The sequence below is a fragment of the Kocuria sp. KH4 genome (assembly GCF_053711175.1).
The window spans coordinates 52,966-69,669 of sequence record NZ_JBSJYX010000024.1; the positions used below are offsets into that span (position 1 = coordinate 52,966).

The following is a 16,704-nucleotide window of genomic DNA, read 5'->3' on the forward strand; positions in this document are numbered from 1 at the left end:
CCGGGCGTCGCGGCACCCCTCCCGCGGGCACCCGACGGGGAGCGCATGGGCGCCGGCCGTCACGATGTCGAACCGGGCTGTCGTCGCGATGTCGACGGCGGTCACGGCTCCTCCGTGGGCTGCGGGCCACCCGGCGTCTGCGCCCTCGCAGCGCCCAGGTCGTGGTCGGCGCGGACCTTTCCCGTGTCGCTGCGGGCCGCTGCGGCCACCCGTTCCGATGCCGCGGCGACCACGGACGTCACGGGGCGGGTCTCCACGTGCATGCCGCGTTCCTCGAGCACGAGCCGGTCGAGCTCGGGGACGGGGCCCGCGAGCGCGGCGAACACGGTGATGTCGTCGGAGTACGAGCGCAGCAGGTGCGCCTTGTGCAGTCCCGCCAGGGAGCCCGCCAGCACTCCGATCGCGCGGCCGGTGGCCTCGTGGCCGTCGCAGTACGGGCAGGCCACGACGCCGCGACCCCACTGCTGGGCGAGGCCCGGGATGTCGGGCAGTTGGTCACGGGCCCCGGTCGCGACGATGAGGCGACGTGCGGTGGCGCGCGCCCCGTCGTCGGTCACGACCTCGAACCCCTCGGCGATCGCCTGGGTCTCCGCGACGCGGGCATCGACGATCACCCCGGCGACGGCTCGCACCTCCCGGTAGCCGTTGGAGACGAGTTCGAGCGGGGAGTAGCCGTCGCGGCTGAGCACCCCGTGCGTCGTGCCTTCCGCGTTCTTGATTGCTACTGTGTTGGCAAACAACAGTGCCAACACGGCAAGGAGAAGGCATCGTGCCCGACCAGTCCCTGGCCCTGATCGGCCCACGCCTCAAGAGCTGGCGTGAGAAGCGCAGCATGACCCTCGCCGAGCTCTCCGAGGCCACCGGCATCTCCTCGAGCACGCTCTCGCGCCTGGAGGCGGGCAAGCGCGCGCCGAACCTCGAACTGGTGGTGCCCATCGCGCGGGCGCTGCGGATCGGACTCGACGAGATCGTGCCGCCCACGGCACCGGATCCGCGGGTGTCGCGCACGACGAAGGTCCACGACGGTGTCCGGTTCGAGACCCTCTCGCCCGAGTCCAGTCCCGTGCAGACCTACAAGGTCACGCTTCCCGCCCAGCCGGCGGGGATCACCGCCGTTCCCGACCCGCAGGTGCACGACGGCCACGAATGGCTCTACATCCTCTCCGGGCGCCTGCGCCTGGTCCTCGGCGAGCAGGAGGTGACCCTCGGGCCGGGAGAGGCCGCCGAGTTCGACACCCGCCTGCCGCACTGGATGTCGGCGACCGGCACCGGGCCGGTGGAGATGCTGTCCATCTTCAGCAAGGAGGGCAAACGCATCCACCTGCGGGCCCGGCCCGCGCGACGCCCGGGCGTGCGGTGACACGGCGGCGGACGTGTCCGCCACCGCGGCTGCGGGACCTCAGCGGGGGATGACGCGGAACAGGAACCGTGTGCGCACCATCACCCACAGTAGCCCCAGGACCACGACGTAGGCGCCCGAGTTGAGCCACAGGTTCCCCTCCCGGAGGGCGGGGATGTTGGCCGCGGCCAGGATGAGGAACACGTGGAGGATGAACACGTAGAGGGTGGCCTGGCCCAGGGGGACGAGGAACCAGCCCAAAGCTCGTTCCAGGGGTTTCCAGTAGGCGCTGAGCAGGGCATAGCCGGTGATGAGCACGAGCAGGACGTTCACCAGCCGGCCGGGCCCGAGAAAGGTGCGCTCGAAGAAGCCGTCGTAGACGGTGCGGAAGGTGGTCTCCGGGAGCAGGGCGAGCCGGACGTCGTAGGCGTTGGTGAAGTACGGGCTGGACCAGGAGAACACGGCGAGAGCCACGGCCCCCAGCACGCACGCGACCAGCAGCCCCCGCCGTGATCGAGCGCCGAACCAGGTCACGATCGGGGACCGGTAGTACCCGGCGACCATGCCGAGGATGAACAGCACCTGCCACACCAGCAGCGGGAAGGAGTCCTCGAACTGGGAGGGCAGCAACCGGAACCGGGTGACGACACCGAGGACGTAGAGCCCCAGGCTGAGCAGCAGGACCAGCCACGCCCGGCCACGGGAGAGCGCCATCAGCACCAGGGGGCTCAGCGCCAGCAGGATCACGTACAGGCCCATGACGTTGAACTGCCAGGGCCCGATCTGCAGCAGGAACACCGCCGGGATCAGGTGGGCGGGCACGGGGTAGGAGGTGAGCTCGTCCATCCCGGCGTAGAGGTCGTAGGTCGTCCCGGCCGCCCCGCCCCCGGCAGCACCGGTGCCCTGGTCGGTGAAGGTGGTCACGGTCGTGGCGTCGAGGAACGGCAGCCGGCTCAGCGCGTAGACCAGCAGCACCACCACCAGGGCGGTGACGTAGAGCTTCCAGGCGCGCTTGCTGGTGCGGTCCACCACATCGCCCAACTGGTCCTTCGCCCGCGGCCCGTAGACGAGGCCAAGCACGGCACCGGAGAGGAACACGAACAGCTCCGCCCCCGAGACCGCTCCGATGGTCTCCTGGGTGAGCAGCTGGAACAGCGAGGTGAGTCCGACGTGGTTGATCACGACGAAGACGATGGCCATCCCGCGCAGCATGTCGATCCGGGCGTCCCGGGGGGTGTCGTCCGCATAGGCCCAGGCCCGGACGGGCTCCAGCAGGGGCAGCAGGCACAAGAGGAGCGCCACGACCAGTGCGGCCACGGCCGCTGCCCAGGCCGCCGGGCCCGCCAGGGAGGTGCCCGTGGCCGCCGGTGCCGCGCCCTCCAGGGCCGACTGCTCGATCACGGGACCGGTCACCAGCCCGGAGCTCTCGACCCGGCCGGCGAAGGCCGTGGCCACGCCCGGGTCGGCGGTGGCCCGCCAGTCCACCGCCCCGGCATCACGGTGCTCGACGGTCTCGTTCCACACCACCGCCCCGATCCGGTCGTACTCCGGGGCCGAGGCAGCGTCCAGCACCTGGTCCCACCAGCTGCTCTTCACCTCGAGCTCGGACGGGCCCTCCGCCTCGGGGCTGTAGAAGGCGGCCGTCTCGACCAGCAGCGGCTTGTCGTGTCCGACCGCGTAGGAGGCGTAGAAGTCCGCCTCGGCGGGCGGTCCGGCGGCCCGGGCCGGACCCAGGAGTGCGGCGAACGCGCCGGGTTCGGGCGTCACGTTGCGCACGGAGAGCCCATCGGTCTCGTCGTGGTAGGCGGTCAGCCCCACCCAGTCCACCACGTCGTCGCCGGGGTAGTAGGGGCTGTAGGCGTCGTCGTCGAAGTCCCACACCCCGTCCCCGGTGGTGTCCAGGGCTCCCAGGGCGCCTCCCTCCGCGGTGGTGGTGGAGGGCTCCCGGAACGGGTAGTCCTCGGCGGCCGTGGGGGACCAGACCATCACCGGGTCCCCGAGCTCGGCGTCCATCGCGTTCGCCACGGCGCGGAAGGCGGCGGTGTAGTCCTCCGGCTGCTGCCCCCACTCCACCCAGGGCGCGTTCATCTGCGGGGCGAACCGGACGAACACGGTCCCCGCGTACCCTTCGGCGACGTCGCCCACCTGCGCGGCCAAGGCCGCGGCCGCCGCATCGTCCACGTCCTGCAGGGCCACCTCGGGCCGGATCGTGAGCAGGGCGTGGGCGCCTCGAGCGGCGACCTGGGCGAAGTAGTCCCGCAGATAACCCTGTTCCTGCTCACCCAGCGGCAGGGGCACCGGCCGGCCGTACACCGCCGCCGGTGCCCCGAGCCGCTCGGCGTGGGCGGCGGTGGAGTCCGTGGCCCAGTCCAGCAGCGCACCCAGGTATGGACCCTGGGAGCCAGGTGGGGTGGTGGCGTTTTCGACAGCTCGGGCCGGCCCGGCGTGCAGAAGGCTCAGCGCGCACAGCAGCAGGAGGGCGACCACGACGCGCGCGCCCCGAAAACGTCGGAGAAAGGAACCCATGCTGCCCCCCAGTCATGGTCGGGACAGGATCGCCCCATGGTGACCGGGAACGCCCGTGGCGACCTCCCAGGAGGTCGCCACGGGCGTTCCCAGCAATGAAGCAGATCGTACTGCTGACGGGTCCTCTCCGGCTGTCCTCTGGGCCGGATGTCCTGGGGGGCGGTCCTCCGAGGGCACCCCCGGACAAAGACGGTGGGCACCGCCTCCGGACCGGGGCTGCGGGAGCGGCTCAAGGACGACACCCGGTCGCTGCCGGTCGGTGACGAGACCAGGCTGCTGGCGACACCGGCCACACGCACCCGGCGAGAACAGGACTGACCCGGATTCTGCTCGAGAGCGACGTCCGGGTCAGCCTCTTCTGCTGCCCGGCGTCAGCGGGTCGCGTAGTAGGCGTCCTTCACGGACTGCTGGATTCGACCGCGGTCGGAGACCTCGTGGCCGTGCTCCTTCGCCCAGGCCCGGATCGTCGCGGTGTCCGGATCACTGCCCGGGACCCGGGGCCGGGTGCCGCGGGGGCCGCCGCTGCCGGCGGTCCTGCGCCCGGCCTCCGCGTAGGGGCGCAGCGCCTCGCGCAGTTTCTCAGCGTTCGCGGTGGACAGGTCGATCTCGTAGTCCTTGCCATCCAGGCCGAAGACCACGGTGTACTCAGCGGGGCCGCCGTCGAGGTCGTCCTCGAGGTGTACTTCGACTTTTTCAGCCATGGGTGGTGTTCCTTTCAATATCCGGGTGGGGGAGTGGAGCTTGGGGTGGTCGGGGCGTCGTCGCCGGACGTCCCAAGGATGGCACCATCGGACGGCGCCTGCGCGGGGTGTACGCTCTCCGCCGACATCACGGTTGTGCTGGGATTGCCGGTGTTGATGGTGCCATCGCTCGTGAGGCCCCCACGAAACATTCCGTCCTCCACGAAGGGCTTTCACCGCTGAGCGGCAAGGGTGGCGATCCCGCAGCGGGCCGTGACAGCGGCACCTGAGGCCATCCCTGGCAGAGACTCACGGCGGGACCGGTTCCGTACCGCGAAGGGACGCGTGGGTGGATGCGCGTGGGCGAACTCGTTCACCGAGTTCTCCCCACCCCACTGGATGGTGACGCTCGGCATCTTGAATGGCGGAGTCATTCTCTGGGCGGGAAGCTCAAGAGGCACAGTCCCTCCATGGTCAGTAATCACTGACTATGTTCTCAATCGTCATCCCTGCGTAAGGGGAATCAGCTAACCCATGGTTTGCTTCGCCTGTGACTTCGAAGGCATGGGATACGAGGCGTCTCGTCGAGCGGCAGAGGACCGTCCCACTTCCTGGGTAGTGGAACGGTTGGCGACGAGGCTTCTCTTCACGGACCGGTCTGGACCGTTCTTCGTCTGCGTCACGGTGTGACGCCGGGTGTGCTGTAGGGCATGCCTACCTAGTGGTAAATTCACGCAATTTTGGTCCACTCCGGCGGCCGTCATGCCATCGACGTTGCCAGACAGGGGCCTGTCATGACTGCGCATCCCTCCACTCGCACGGCACGGATTGCTGCTGTCCCGGCGGGATGGACAATCTACGACGAGAACGGTGAGCCGGCCTCCGAGGGCTCCAGGGCCGCTGCCGGCTCGCACCCCCTGGCGTGCCCGCTCTACGAACCCAGCAAGGACGGTCTGGTGGTGCACGTGGAAACCGTGGACCTGGATCGCCAGGGCGTGCTCGACCTCATCGGGACCTTGACGCGGTGTCTGGAAATCGCCGACCACGCCCACCAGTCACACGGATGGGCATGGGCCCACTTCGACACCGAGTAGGTTCAACGGCGGCGGAGCGACTCCCATCCGCGCAGGCAGCGGAGGTCGGTGCGTCCCCCGCTGTGCCGACAGATCCCACCGCACACCAGCAGCTGACATCCGGACCAGGGGTTGCCCATGGGATCCACCGGCCGCGCCCCGGCCCCGGCGACGATGGCGCGCTGCAGGTCGGTGCCGCCGATGACCGCCGCGACCACCGGGTCGGACTGCACGACCCGCATGACTGCGGGTCGTTCTTTCTTCATCCGCGGCCATCGCAGGAAAAACAGCAGGGGTGTTCCCCCGGTCGCGGGTCTGCGTTACTCCGGCTGCACCAGCGGCAGTGAGCCGGGTTCTGTCGTCCATGGACCAGGCGAAGGGATGAGGTGCCAGGTCCGGGCCGCGCACCGAGCTGCTGGCGGCGCGTGGAGCCCCTCCTGCTCATCGGACACCTGCTAGGCCTGCGGGATGCCGCCCTGCGCCTGGTGGACTTCACGGTGCCGCGGCCGTCCTCCGCGGACCGATGAAACACAACCGCAGCCAGGTTGGGGCGGAGTAGCGGGATGACTGGTGCGGAGAGGGTTCTCCGAGGGCCGCGCAGGGCCGTCGAGGGCGTCGCGGGCTCGTCGCGGGACCTGCGGGGCATCACGGCCGAGGGTGCCCGTCCACCGGACGGGCACCCTCGACGGTCACACCCGCGACTCAGTCGCGGGGGCTGTGGCCCTAGTCGTCGTCCTGCTCGAAGAGGACCTTGAGCCCCTTCTTGTCGACGGTCTTGACCGTCTTGTCGGTCTTGTCGGTGTACTTGGCGTCGCGGTGGTACTTGTGCCAGTCGCCGCCGTCGGCCTTGTCCTTGGCGATGGAGGCGGCCTCCTTGAGCTCGACGTCCTCGTACTCCTTGGACTTCCACTCGCCGTGGTGGCGGTACTTCACGACGACGTCGACCTCGCCGTTCTTGTTCGCGTCGTCGTCGTCCTGCTTGAAGAGGACCTTGAGCCCCTTCTTGTCGACGGTCTTGACCGTCTTGTCGGTTCGGTCGCTGTACTTGGCGTCGCGGTGGTACTTGTGCCAGTCGCCGCCGTCGGCCTTGTCCTTGGCCATGGAGGCGGCCTTCTTGAGCTCGACGTCGTTGTACTCCCTGACCTTCCACTCGCCGTGGTGGCGGTACTTCACGACGACGTCGACCTCGCCGTTCTTGCGCTCGTCCTCGTGGCTGTGGCCGCCCTTGTCGTGCCCGTGGTCGTCCGCCGCGTACGCCGGGGCGGAGAAGCCGCCTGCCACGAGCAGGCCCGCCAGGGCGGCGCCGGTCAGAGTGTGCCGCAGATCTTTCATGGTGTTCCCCCTCAGGAATGAGCCAGATTTCCCACCGCGAATCAGGTGGGATCAGGCTAGGGACGGCACAACCATGTGCACAAGTGAATTTCACAAAGTTAAGAATTTCCTGTGCCGCTACCGGAGAGGAGGCCGGGCGGGCCGGGGGATCCCCCGTTCGTGCGCCTCCGTTTCGGGGTTTGGTGGGCGCGCACGTGCTGCGGACACTGCTGTACGTCCCATCCGACGTCGCAGGTCGGAGCGAACTTTGGTGCGGGGGTGGGTTCAAGGCGGAAGCCGTCGATCGTCGCGTCCGGCCTCCTGGCAGCAGGCCCGCGGCGTCGCCGAATCCCATGCCTGCCGGCAGCATCTTGTGGGAAGAATGCGAAGTCATGATGGGCGCGATACCGCGTTCCGTTGATAGCAAGTGCAAATCCAGGAATTTGCAAGGAAAACCGGATTTTCGGCAGGCGGGATATGCATCGTCCGGCTTCGGATATAGAGAGTCCTCTTTCCGGCATGGACGCCGGAGGGGGCTCTTGTGCGGGGTGCGCCTGAAGGTGTCCGGTGTCAGCGGATAGGAAACAGCCGTCCTAGGACATCGGAACCACCGCTCCTGCCGAGCGGGAGTGGAGAGGAGCCAAGCGATCACCCTGGCGCCGGCCACCGGCGCGATGTCCCAGGTCCACAACGCCCCCGATTCCAGAACAGCCGCTCCTGGGTCCCGAAACCGGTGGCCCGCTACCGCGCCGAGGACGAGGCGTCCTTCCATGCCCGACTCCCGGGCGGCCCAGCACCACCCCAACGAGGTCCCAGTCCCGGCGGTGCAAGCGATCCTGTCCACCCGCCGGCCCTGGTGACCGCCGGTCATGACGCCAGCCCCGACAGTCTCACCATCCACCTGACCCGGGCCGCTCGAAACCGATGTGGCACTTTGCGATGCCTGGCAGGACACCTGGGTGATCGGATCTCACAAGCCGGAGCTGGTGGGGTGTTGAACACCTTTTCGCAGGGTGCCTATGAACGGTTCACCGACTGAGCCTGCAGCCGGAGAGGTGCACCTGAGGGTGATACGGAGTGTCAGGAGCTGTCGGTGCGTTGATACGTCTCGCAGGTTATGGGATGCGAGACGTCTCGTCACGAGAATCTACGCCCGCATGTTTCCGCGGTTCGGCCTGTCTCGCATCCTTGTGCTTTATCCATGCCCCTGGAATCAGATACTCAACGTTGGTTACGAGACACATGGGATGGACATGGGAAAGATCATCGGGTATGTCCAGGTGTCGACGCGGCAGCCAGAAGCAAACCGTCAAGCAAATGACTTGCTCGGTGCCGGAGTGCGGCGTGATGACGTCTATGTGAACTATGGAGTGTCTGAAGGGCGTGTATTTCGTTCGGCCTTCGATAAGGCGGTGGCCGCGCTCGGGGAGGGTGGCACACTGGTGATCACCATGTTGGATCGGTTGGGTCGGTCGACACAAAACATGCTGGCCTTCGTCGAAGCTCTGCCAGGTCTGGGCGCCGGGTTGCGGGTGCTAAACCTAGGTGGGAGAGACGTGGACACGGCCACCTCGATGGGGTCAATGGTGTTCACCGTCAGGGCGGCCATGGCGCAGGTGGAGTTAGTAATCAAGCGGGAGCGGATCACCGACTCGGTGGCTAGGCGCCGGGCTGCCGGCAAGGACCTGGATGGGCTCCGACAAACCTTCACCGACTCCCAGATCCGCAACGCCCTCCGGCTGATCGAGTCCGAGGAACCGGCGACCCAGGTGGCGCGCGACCTCGGCATGTCCAGGGCCACCCTCTACCGGCGAATCCGAGAGCTCCCGCATGAGATGATCATCTAAGTTCGTCGTTACCTGTGGACATCGTGATGCGTATGACGCCCTGAACCTATTAGGAAGACAATATGGACGTCCTTCAGGGGGCGGCTGTGGGCGTCGATGACGGCCAGGTGGTGGGGGTAAATGGCGGTGTAGATCGGTGTGCTGGTCCCTCCCTGAAGGAGGCGAGCTCTTCCTGAGCAGTCGAGTACGCAATTGGTCGAGTCCCGCAACTGCACTGATGCGTGAGCCGAACCGGTCGGCATGTCGCAGGCAGGACAGTCATCCCGAAGGCGGCCCGAAGATTTCGGGGGTCAATCCTGCTCAGTTAGCATCATCACCAACCTTGCTGCGGGCCGCCATGTTCCCCAGGGGATTAAAAGGTCCGACAGGCCCCACGAACGTTGCCATAGTGAAGGAAAGCCAACCTGAAGAAGGTTGGACCATCGGGCTAGTGTAAATTGCAACGCATACTTAACAACCAAACAGTAACTCAAGAGTCATTGACTTAGAATCGGAGGAGAGTCAGGCTAGAGCCAACGAAGGAAAGGGTGTCGACGGACAGCCCCAGCAATTAGTTGCCTTTTCTGGGGCCTTCGTATGCCAAAGTCAGCTTATTCATCTCGACAAAATCTTCTGATTCAGCCTTTGAGACGTCTGAATCCAGATCGATGAGCTGTAAATTCGAGAAGTTCCCCGGGGAGCGGCTAGTTGTTGGCGCGGCCCTTTGTTGCCAGGTATTTAGGTGTTTGTCATCTTAGAAAGCCGTAATTTGCAGCAAATTCAATAAGTACTTTTTAGGTACCCCAGAACGCCTTCCTTTTGATTCAAGGGGTCCTGATTCAAGATTGATAAGTGCTGACCCAGCTGAGTTGACGGTCTGGTTTTGACGCCAATGATACTGGCCGGATGCGGCGTTGAGCTGGAAGGTCGCTTGGCATTACCGCTCCGAATCATTTGGCGCCGAATGGCGCACTCCTCGTACGGCGGGCCGCCTGTCTGCGTCTGGAGCGGTCATATGGATCAGTTACTTCGTTCGGTCGTCGCCTTCTGTCTGGCCATATTGCTGTTTGCTACGGGATGTACGCCGATGCCCCGGTCGTCTGAAGCGAGAGAGGCCAGGGCGGCGGAAGCGAGGCTGGCTAGGGCGGCGGAAGGTGGCCTTGTGTCCAGCGAAGCTTGGGGCTGGAACGAGGGCAAGTTCTCGGTCAGCGGGGATGGGTCCGCTGAGTACTCGTTGCCGCTGTGGACGCCAGAGGGGCGGGGAGGGCTGCAACCTGAGTTGAGCCTGGCCTACAACAGTCGAAGCGGCAACGGGATCCTCGGAGTCGGCTGGTCACTCACCGGTATTTCGTCGAAGATCACCCCCTGCCCGCGGACGATAGCCCAAGATGGTGTCCGCGAGGGGATCCGATATGACGGTTCGGACGTGTATTGCCTGGACGGCAACAGGCTCCGGCCCACGGGTGAAGGAACGGCCTCTCAACAGGAGTTCCGGACCGAAAACTCTACATTTGCCCGCATCATTGCGTACGGCCCCAAAGGCACAGTTCCCAGCTCATTTGCGGCTTGGACCAAGGACGGCAGGAAACTGGAGTTCGGCAAACCACAGTGGGCGTCTCGGCTCCAGGCCGGACCGAGCCACACGAACCCATCTTTGGAACGTCACAGGGACGGCGTCGCCGTGGCCTGGACAGTTAGCCGCATCAGGGACCGGCGCAACAATGTCCTCACCATTGATTGGCGCCAGTTGCCAGGCGGGCCGTCCGATCTCTGGTACAACGACCTGCAGCCCGAAGCCATCCACTACCAACCAAACCAAACGGTGCGGTTCAACTACGAAGATCGCCCCGACCCGATCGACGGCTTCGAACAGGGGGCTCACACCCGAACGACAGTACGCCTGAGCAAGATCGAGATGTTCGCTGGAGAGGGCGCAACGGAACCTCAGATGCTGCGCGAGTACCGCCTGAAGTACAGCAATGACAGCATCACTGGGCGAAGCTTGCTGAGGTCGGTCACTGAGTGCGACCACGAAGGGGTGTGCAAGAATCCGCTGCTGTTCAAATGGAAAACCGGCAGCCACGAGTTCAGCGAAATCTCATCCAACGTGTCCGACGCAGCCACCTACAGTTCTACCGCCGGGCGCTTGGATGTTGCAGATATCAATGCGGATGGCTTGGACGATCTACTCTATCCGTCAGTAGACAACCGCTGGATGGGCCGGCTTGGCAAGGGCAGCGGCTACTTCGAGGAGCCACGCCAAATTTGGGGGGGCATAAGGCCAGGGTATAAACAGGACGCTCGTCCGATCGACTTTGACCGCGACGGCCGGACGGATTTGATGCTCGAGATACCTGATCCCTATTGTGATTGCGGCGGGATCGGTGGAGTTGAACTACCGACTGAGTACGCCCTCTTCCAGTCGAAATCCGATTCAGTTCCCCGATTCGATCTCTATCAACCCGATGTCGACGAGGAGCATACCTCTGTCTGGGCATTTAGGGAGCGAGACCCGGCGTACTTCCTGGATTTGGACGGCAATGGCCTGCCAGACTACGCTACCCCTCGATCCACCGTCCATGAGGCCCCGTGGCGCTACCGGTTGAACACCGGTGACAATGGTGCAGGCCGGTTTGGGCCCATGGTGCATACCGAACACAAGTCGAACACCGCTGTGGAGGCGGCACCATTCGTGCGCGTGTTGGACAGCGATGGAGATGGCCGGGATGAGTTCCTCCAATTGCGGGGAGACATAGGCAGTAGGCCCGAGTACGAGACGTTCGGCATCGATTCGAACGGCGACGTGGAACGGTTTGACATCAACATACCAACCACGGCGACGAGCGGCTTTGGCACGGACCTACATTTGGCTGATCTCAATGGCGACGGGTTGAAGGACGTCGTCTATCCCTTCGACGGGCTGAGGGTTCAACTGAACAGTGGTAACGGGTTCGGCCCATTTATGCCCGGCCCTGCTCAGTACCTCGAGCCCACGCCGCAAGTCACCCCCGAATTCAATGTGGGGGTGCGTATCGCGGACTTCACCAATGACGGAAGCGACGACGTGCTGATCTTCCACCACGGGGTTCCGCGCGGCCACACCGACTACGAGCACGGCGTGCAGTTGTATACCTGGAGAGGCGACCAGTTCGTCCGTACCGGTCTTAACCGCGAGGCGGTCCAGTTGCAGGGATTTGGGTTTAGCGCCACTGACGTACTCGACGTCGACGGTGACGGTGCTCTCGATATCATCCACCTCGCTGACGGCGACCCCGACTACCTGAAGGTGCTGCGACGCCAGGGGGGCGTGCCCGACCAACTGGCTAGCATCGACGTGGGCGGCGTGGGCCCCCGCGTCACGATTGACTACACCACACTGGCCAACGACAAGATCCACAAACCGGGACGCTGTGAATACCCGCTGAACTGCCCGGTTCGAGGCGGCAGCATAGTAAGAAGTCACAGGCTGTGGAACGGAACGGACTGGAACTTTTTCAGACACGAGTACAAGGAAGCACGCGTCGATCTGAGCGGACGTGGGTGGCTGGGCTTCGCAGAGCACATGGTGTTCGACGAGCGCGCGCAAACCACGACGGTCACCTCATTCGATAACGTATCCCATAGTGACGCCGCCGGTCCGGTTGTATACCCGTACGCGAACCTGCCGAAGACGACCAAAGTCTCCCTCAAACCGGATGCGGACACCAAGTACTTACGCAGTACCCATCACACCTATGCCTTACGTTCTTTGCCTGTGGCAGGCACCTACACAGTAGAACACCGTGCCACTGAGGAGATTGAACAGGAGGCTCCGGCAGGCACCGCCCCATGGACTACAGTTCGCAGTCTGAAAACTGAGCGCGAGTACGACTCCTACGGGAACCAGACGATAAACCAGGTCAGCCACGCCGGCGGGCGCACCATCACCCAGGAGACGAACTACCAGATTGATGAAGCCAATTGGCTCGTCAGTCGACCTTGGCGACAGGACACCATCGCATGCATCCCGAATGCCTCAGACGGAACAGACTGCACTATTCGCGAGGTGACGTTCGACCACTATCCGAACGGTGATCTCAAGGAGACCGTGGTTGATCCACTTGACCCGGCACAGCAGCTGAGCACCGTCCTGGGCCGAGACGACTACGGCAACATCACCTCTGAGACAGTATCTGACGCGGCCGGGAATCAGCGGGTCACCACCTACAGCTATGACGCGGACAGCTTTCGCCCGACAAGTATCGGAAAAGAACTTGGCGACGGCATGCCTGCGCATGTCACCCGCATGACTGTTCACCCCGGGCTGGGCGTTCCGTTATCCACCACGGATCCGAACGGTGTCACCACGACCATGAAATACGACTGGTTCGGCCGGATCCGCGAGACCAATCGCGCGGATGGCAGCTTCGAAAAGACCAGCTACGACTTCGACCATAACCCGCACATGATCGCGCAGACCTCGTCCGACGGTCGCGTCACGTTCACTTACTTAGACACCTTGGGGCGCGAGCACCGCAAGATGGTCACAGGCTTTAAGGGATCATGGGCCACAACGGACACTTCGTACGACAAGCTCGGCCGGATTACAAGCGTTTCACGTCCCGCCTTGCCGAGCGAACCAACTGTCTTCACGACCTTCGACTACGACCAACTGGGCCGTGTCATCCGCAAAACCGACCCCGATGGCGTGTCCGTCCGCACCGACTACGTGGGCCTGGAGACCCACACCTACGACGGCAAGAACGTCCACAGCTACACCGTCACAGACAACAACGGCGACCTCGAGTCCTCGTATGAGGATGACCCGCTCTCGACGGACTGGCTGCGCACACAATATGACTATGGCCCCTTCGGCGAGCTGACCAAAGTGACGGCACCGGATGAGACCACGCAGACCATGACTTATGACACCCTCGGGCGCCACACCGGCCAAACCGACCCAAGCGCCGGGACAAGCGTGTCCACCTACAATGCGTTCGGCGATTTGGAGACCCACACCGACGGCTCCGGGAGTACCACGGAGTACGCCTACGACGCTCTCGGCCGCGTCAAGACGCTCACCTCGCCGGACGGGACCGCAATCTACACCTGGGACACAGCGCCACACGGCCTCGGCAAGCTCGCCAGTTCCCGCAGCACCGACAATGTCTCGACCGACTACACGTACGACGACGAGACGGGCAAAAATGCGACCACGACCTGGACCATCGATGGAACCCAGTACCAGCTCAAATACGGCTACGACACGATCGGCCGTCTCGCCTGCCTGAACTACCCGGAAATTCCTGGAAACGCCGGCCGACTCTCCGTGGGCTATTTCTATAACCATTATGGCTTTCTGGACCGGGTCACCGACGGCTGTGAGATCGGCGGACAACCCTACTGGGAAGCTGAAGCCGTCAACGGCGCTGAACAGCTCGAAAGGGAGCGCTTCGGCAATGAGGTGGTTACCACCCGCACCTACCGCCCCAAGACCGGACTTCTCGACAGAATTCAGGCCAGCGGCCCCGGCACCGTCGGTCAGCTGATTGATGTCGCCTACGATTACGACGCCAACCGCAACGTGATCACGCGCAACGACCAGGCCAATGAACGTGCCGAGTTCTACCACTACGACTCGCTCAACCGGCTCGACGAATGGACCGTCCAACCAGATCCAGGACCACGCTCAATGAGCGCCACCTTCGCCTACGACACGGCAGGGAACCTCCAGACCGAGACCGTGCAGGCCGCGAACGAGCCGGAAAAGACCACAACCTACCAGTACGGGCAGGACGGGGCCCCACCTCACGCGCTGACTTCCGCAAACGGGCACAAGTACGGCTACGACGACGCCGGCCGGCAAATTACTGGTCCGCAACGGACGATGGAGTACAACCGCACCGGATTGCCGCGCGTACTGACGCAGGCGCAGGGCGGGCGCACCGAATACGCCTACGATGCAGACGGCGCCCGCGTCTCAAAACGTGATTCCACCCAGACCGTCCTCTCCGTCCCGGGCTTCTTTGAGCGCCAAATGCCGGCCAGCACCGGAAGCGGCGAAGTCCACAACATCCACCACGTCGTCGTGGAAGGCCGCACCGTCGCGCAAATCGACCGCGTCCAGACCGCCTCTCATGGTCCGGTCACCGATTCTCGCATGTCTTATCTGCACACCGACCGCCAGAACTCGACCACGCTAACCTCGCGGCCCAACGGCCAGCGAGCGGACGTCTACTATTACCACCCGTTCGGGCAGCGCGTCGACGAGACCGGCACGGCACTGGAAAACGCCCGAGCCCACGGGCCACGGATCGGCTACACCGGTCACGAGCACGACGACGAGGACGGCCTGATCTACATGAAGGGACGCATGTATGACCCCGCGGCGCGACGCTTCCTCGCCCCCGACCCCATCGTCGCCAATCCCCTTCTGAGTCAAAGCCTCAACCGCTACAGCTACGTGCAGAACAACCCAGCAACCCTTACCGATCCGACAGGGCTTCAAAGCTTCAACCCCTTCGAACAGTTGGAGTCCATGTGGAATGCCGTCCATGAAAATCTCCAGGAGCAGCAGGAACAGCAGAGCTTGCCCAGCCGGAACCCCACTGCCCCAAGCGACTTGGCGCCGGCGCCGGAGATGGACGACGACGCGCAGATTAGCGGACCTGAGGCGATGCCCGCGGCTACATCCAAAGGCGGTACCAATCTTAAATCAGCTGACGACCAAACTTCTCAGCGAAGCCCGTGGTGGGATCCTGATGAGTCGAAAAAGGACGAGAACAAGGTTGAATGGAAAATCACCGACGAAGGACTAGCGCTTCAGGCGGGTGTCGTAGCTAGGTCCGCGAAGTGGATCACTGGATCATCTGGAGATAAGAAACCTGTAAGCAACTCTGCCGACACAAAAACTCGTGCGTCATTGGAATTCTCCTTTCTTAAGCGGGAAATGTCGTTGGTGGCTGGATCTTCCGGAGTGCAGGCAGGGGCGGTCTTTAAGGTCGCGGAGGGGGAACTCTGTGGCTTTGCATGCACACCATTTCCCGTCTATCAAGCTTGCGTGGAAGTTTGCGGTGATTATGGCTGGGGCGTGGGGGGAAGTGTTGGACTTCTAGAAGGAACGGGAAATATGAAACTGTATTTGGGGTGGGGTGGTGGGGTAAGTGCCAAGCCTAGCCTTAATAGAAATAAATGGGAAGAGAGAGATTTTGGGCGCAGTCTATTAAACTGGCTAACTAAATCGAGCGTTGGAAACATTTTCTAGCATATATGGACAGAGGTGTCCGTTGATTTCGAAGTGGAAAATAAGGGCGAACTGGATGCCCCTGACTTGTCTATCGGAAAATCCCAGCTGCGGGAGCTGATATCTTCAGGGTCCAGGGTTTCGATTCGCACAGGTCCACAAGGTCTCGCTCGCCTGCACATCTCTGGCTGTTCATAGATAAGGGTGTAACGGGCGGGGCCGAGGAAATGGGCGCCTCAATCGCCGAAAAAGGGTCAAAATTTTCCGAAGATAGGGGGATGGATTCAACAGCTCGTCGCAATACCGGCGTGATTTCAGTATGACAGTTTCTAGGAGAAGACGGCGGCCAGTGTTGCCCACCCGAGGACCTTCCGTGGACGGGTATTGAGCAGCTGTTCCACCCTCGCAAGGTCGCCGGGGGTGTGGGCGCTCAGGCTGGCCGGGACGGCGAAGTAGACGCCTTCGCTGAACCAGGTAGCCACCAGGTCGTGGCGGGCCATCTCCGAACCCCTGGTCCCAAGTCAACGTCTGCCGCGCCGACTGCGGCAGGCCCTCCACCAGCAACTCCGGCGCATCGGTCGGGGCTAGTGCGGCGTGGCCGAGTTGAGCCCCCGATAGTGGTGTAGCGCGGTGGCCCTGCTCGTCGTTGCCGACGAGGGCGCGGCCACCGTGAGATCTTTCGAGTTCACCTCTCACAGCACCCTCGAAAGGACATCATCACGATGAC

At 63.9% G+C, this 16,704-nt stretch carries 8 protein-coding genes and 1 pseudogene; 4 read left to right on the forward strand and 5 right to left on the reverse strand.

Features of this window, described 5'->3' with window-relative positions:
• Positions 1-101 precede the first annotated feature (101 nt).
• Complete coding sequence (locus ACWCOM_RS15380; protein ID WP_454549627.1) at positions 102-749, reverse strand: FAD-dependent oxidoreductase; 648 nt, start codon at positions 747-749, stop codon at positions 102-104.
• Between the two features lie 20 nt (positions 750-769).
• Here ACWCOM_RS15380 and ACWCOM_RS15385 point away from each other — a divergent pair, with 20 nt between their 5' ends.
• On the forward strand, positions 770-1,360 hold the full coding sequence (locus tag ACWCOM_RS15385; protein ID WP_454549628.1) for a helix-turn-helix domain-containing protein: 591 nt from the start codon (positions 770-772) through the stop codon (positions 1,358-1,360).
• 39 nt (positions 1,361-1,399) lie between these two features.
• Here the strand turns inward: ACWCOM_RS15385 and opgC are convergent, their stop codons facing one another.
• Both opgC and ACWCOM_RS15395 read right to left on the reverse strand, forming a co-directional pair.
• Positions 1,400-3,865, reverse strand: coding sequence for an OpgC domain-containing protein (gene opgC / locus ACWCOM_RS15390; RefSeq protein WP_454549629.1), 2,466 nt, complete (start codon positions 3,863-3,865; stop codon positions 1,400-1,402).
• A 371-nt stretch (positions 3,866-4,236) separates the two neighbouring features.
• Positions 4,237-4,566: a histone-like nucleoid-structuring protein Lsr2 gene (locus tag ACWCOM_RS15395; protein WP_454549630.1), complete on the reverse strand. Its 330-nt coding sequence runs from the start codon at positions 4,564-4,566 to the stop codon at positions 4,237-4,239.
• A gap of 773 nt (positions 4,567-5,339) precedes the next feature.
• Here ACWCOM_RS15395 and ACWCOM_RS15400 point away from each other — a divergent pair.
• Positions 5,340-5,639 (forward strand): hypothetical protein, encoded by a 300-nt coding sequence (locus ACWCOM_RS15400; RefSeq protein ID WP_454549631.1) that lies wholly within the window; start codon positions 5,340-5,342, stop codon positions 5,637-5,639.
• 71 nt (positions 5,640-5,710) lie between these two features.
• Here ACWCOM_RS15400 and ACWCOM_RS15405 read toward each other — a convergent pair.
• A pseudogene (locus tag ACWCOM_RS15405) lies at positions 5,711-5,851 on the reverse strand (manganese catalase family protein); the annotation flags it as partial.
• Between the two features lie 490 nt (positions 5,852-6,341).
• A complete protein-coding gene (locus tag ACWCOM_RS15410) occupies positions 6,342-6,950 on the reverse strand; it encodes a hypothetical protein (RefSeq protein WP_454549632.1) in 609 nt (202 codons plus the stop codon).
• Positions 6,951-8,182: 1,232 nt separating this feature from the next.
• Here ACWCOM_RS15410 and ACWCOM_RS15415 point away from each other — a divergent pair.
• Both ACWCOM_RS15415 and ACWCOM_RS15420 read left to right on the forward strand, forming a co-directional pair.
• Positions 8,183-8,776, forward strand: coding sequence for a recombinase family protein (locus tag ACWCOM_RS15415; protein WP_454549633.1), 594 nt, complete (start codon positions 8,183-8,185; stop codon positions 8,774-8,776).
• A 1,141-nt stretch (positions 8,777-9,917) separates the two neighbouring features.
• On the forward strand, positions 9,918-15,998 hold the full coding sequence (locus tag ACWCOM_RS15420) for an RHS repeat-associated core domain-containing protein (RefSeq protein WP_454549634.1): 6,081 nt from the start codon (positions 9,918-9,920) through the stop codon (positions 15,996-15,998).
• Positions 15,999-16,704: the final 706 nt, after the last annotated feature.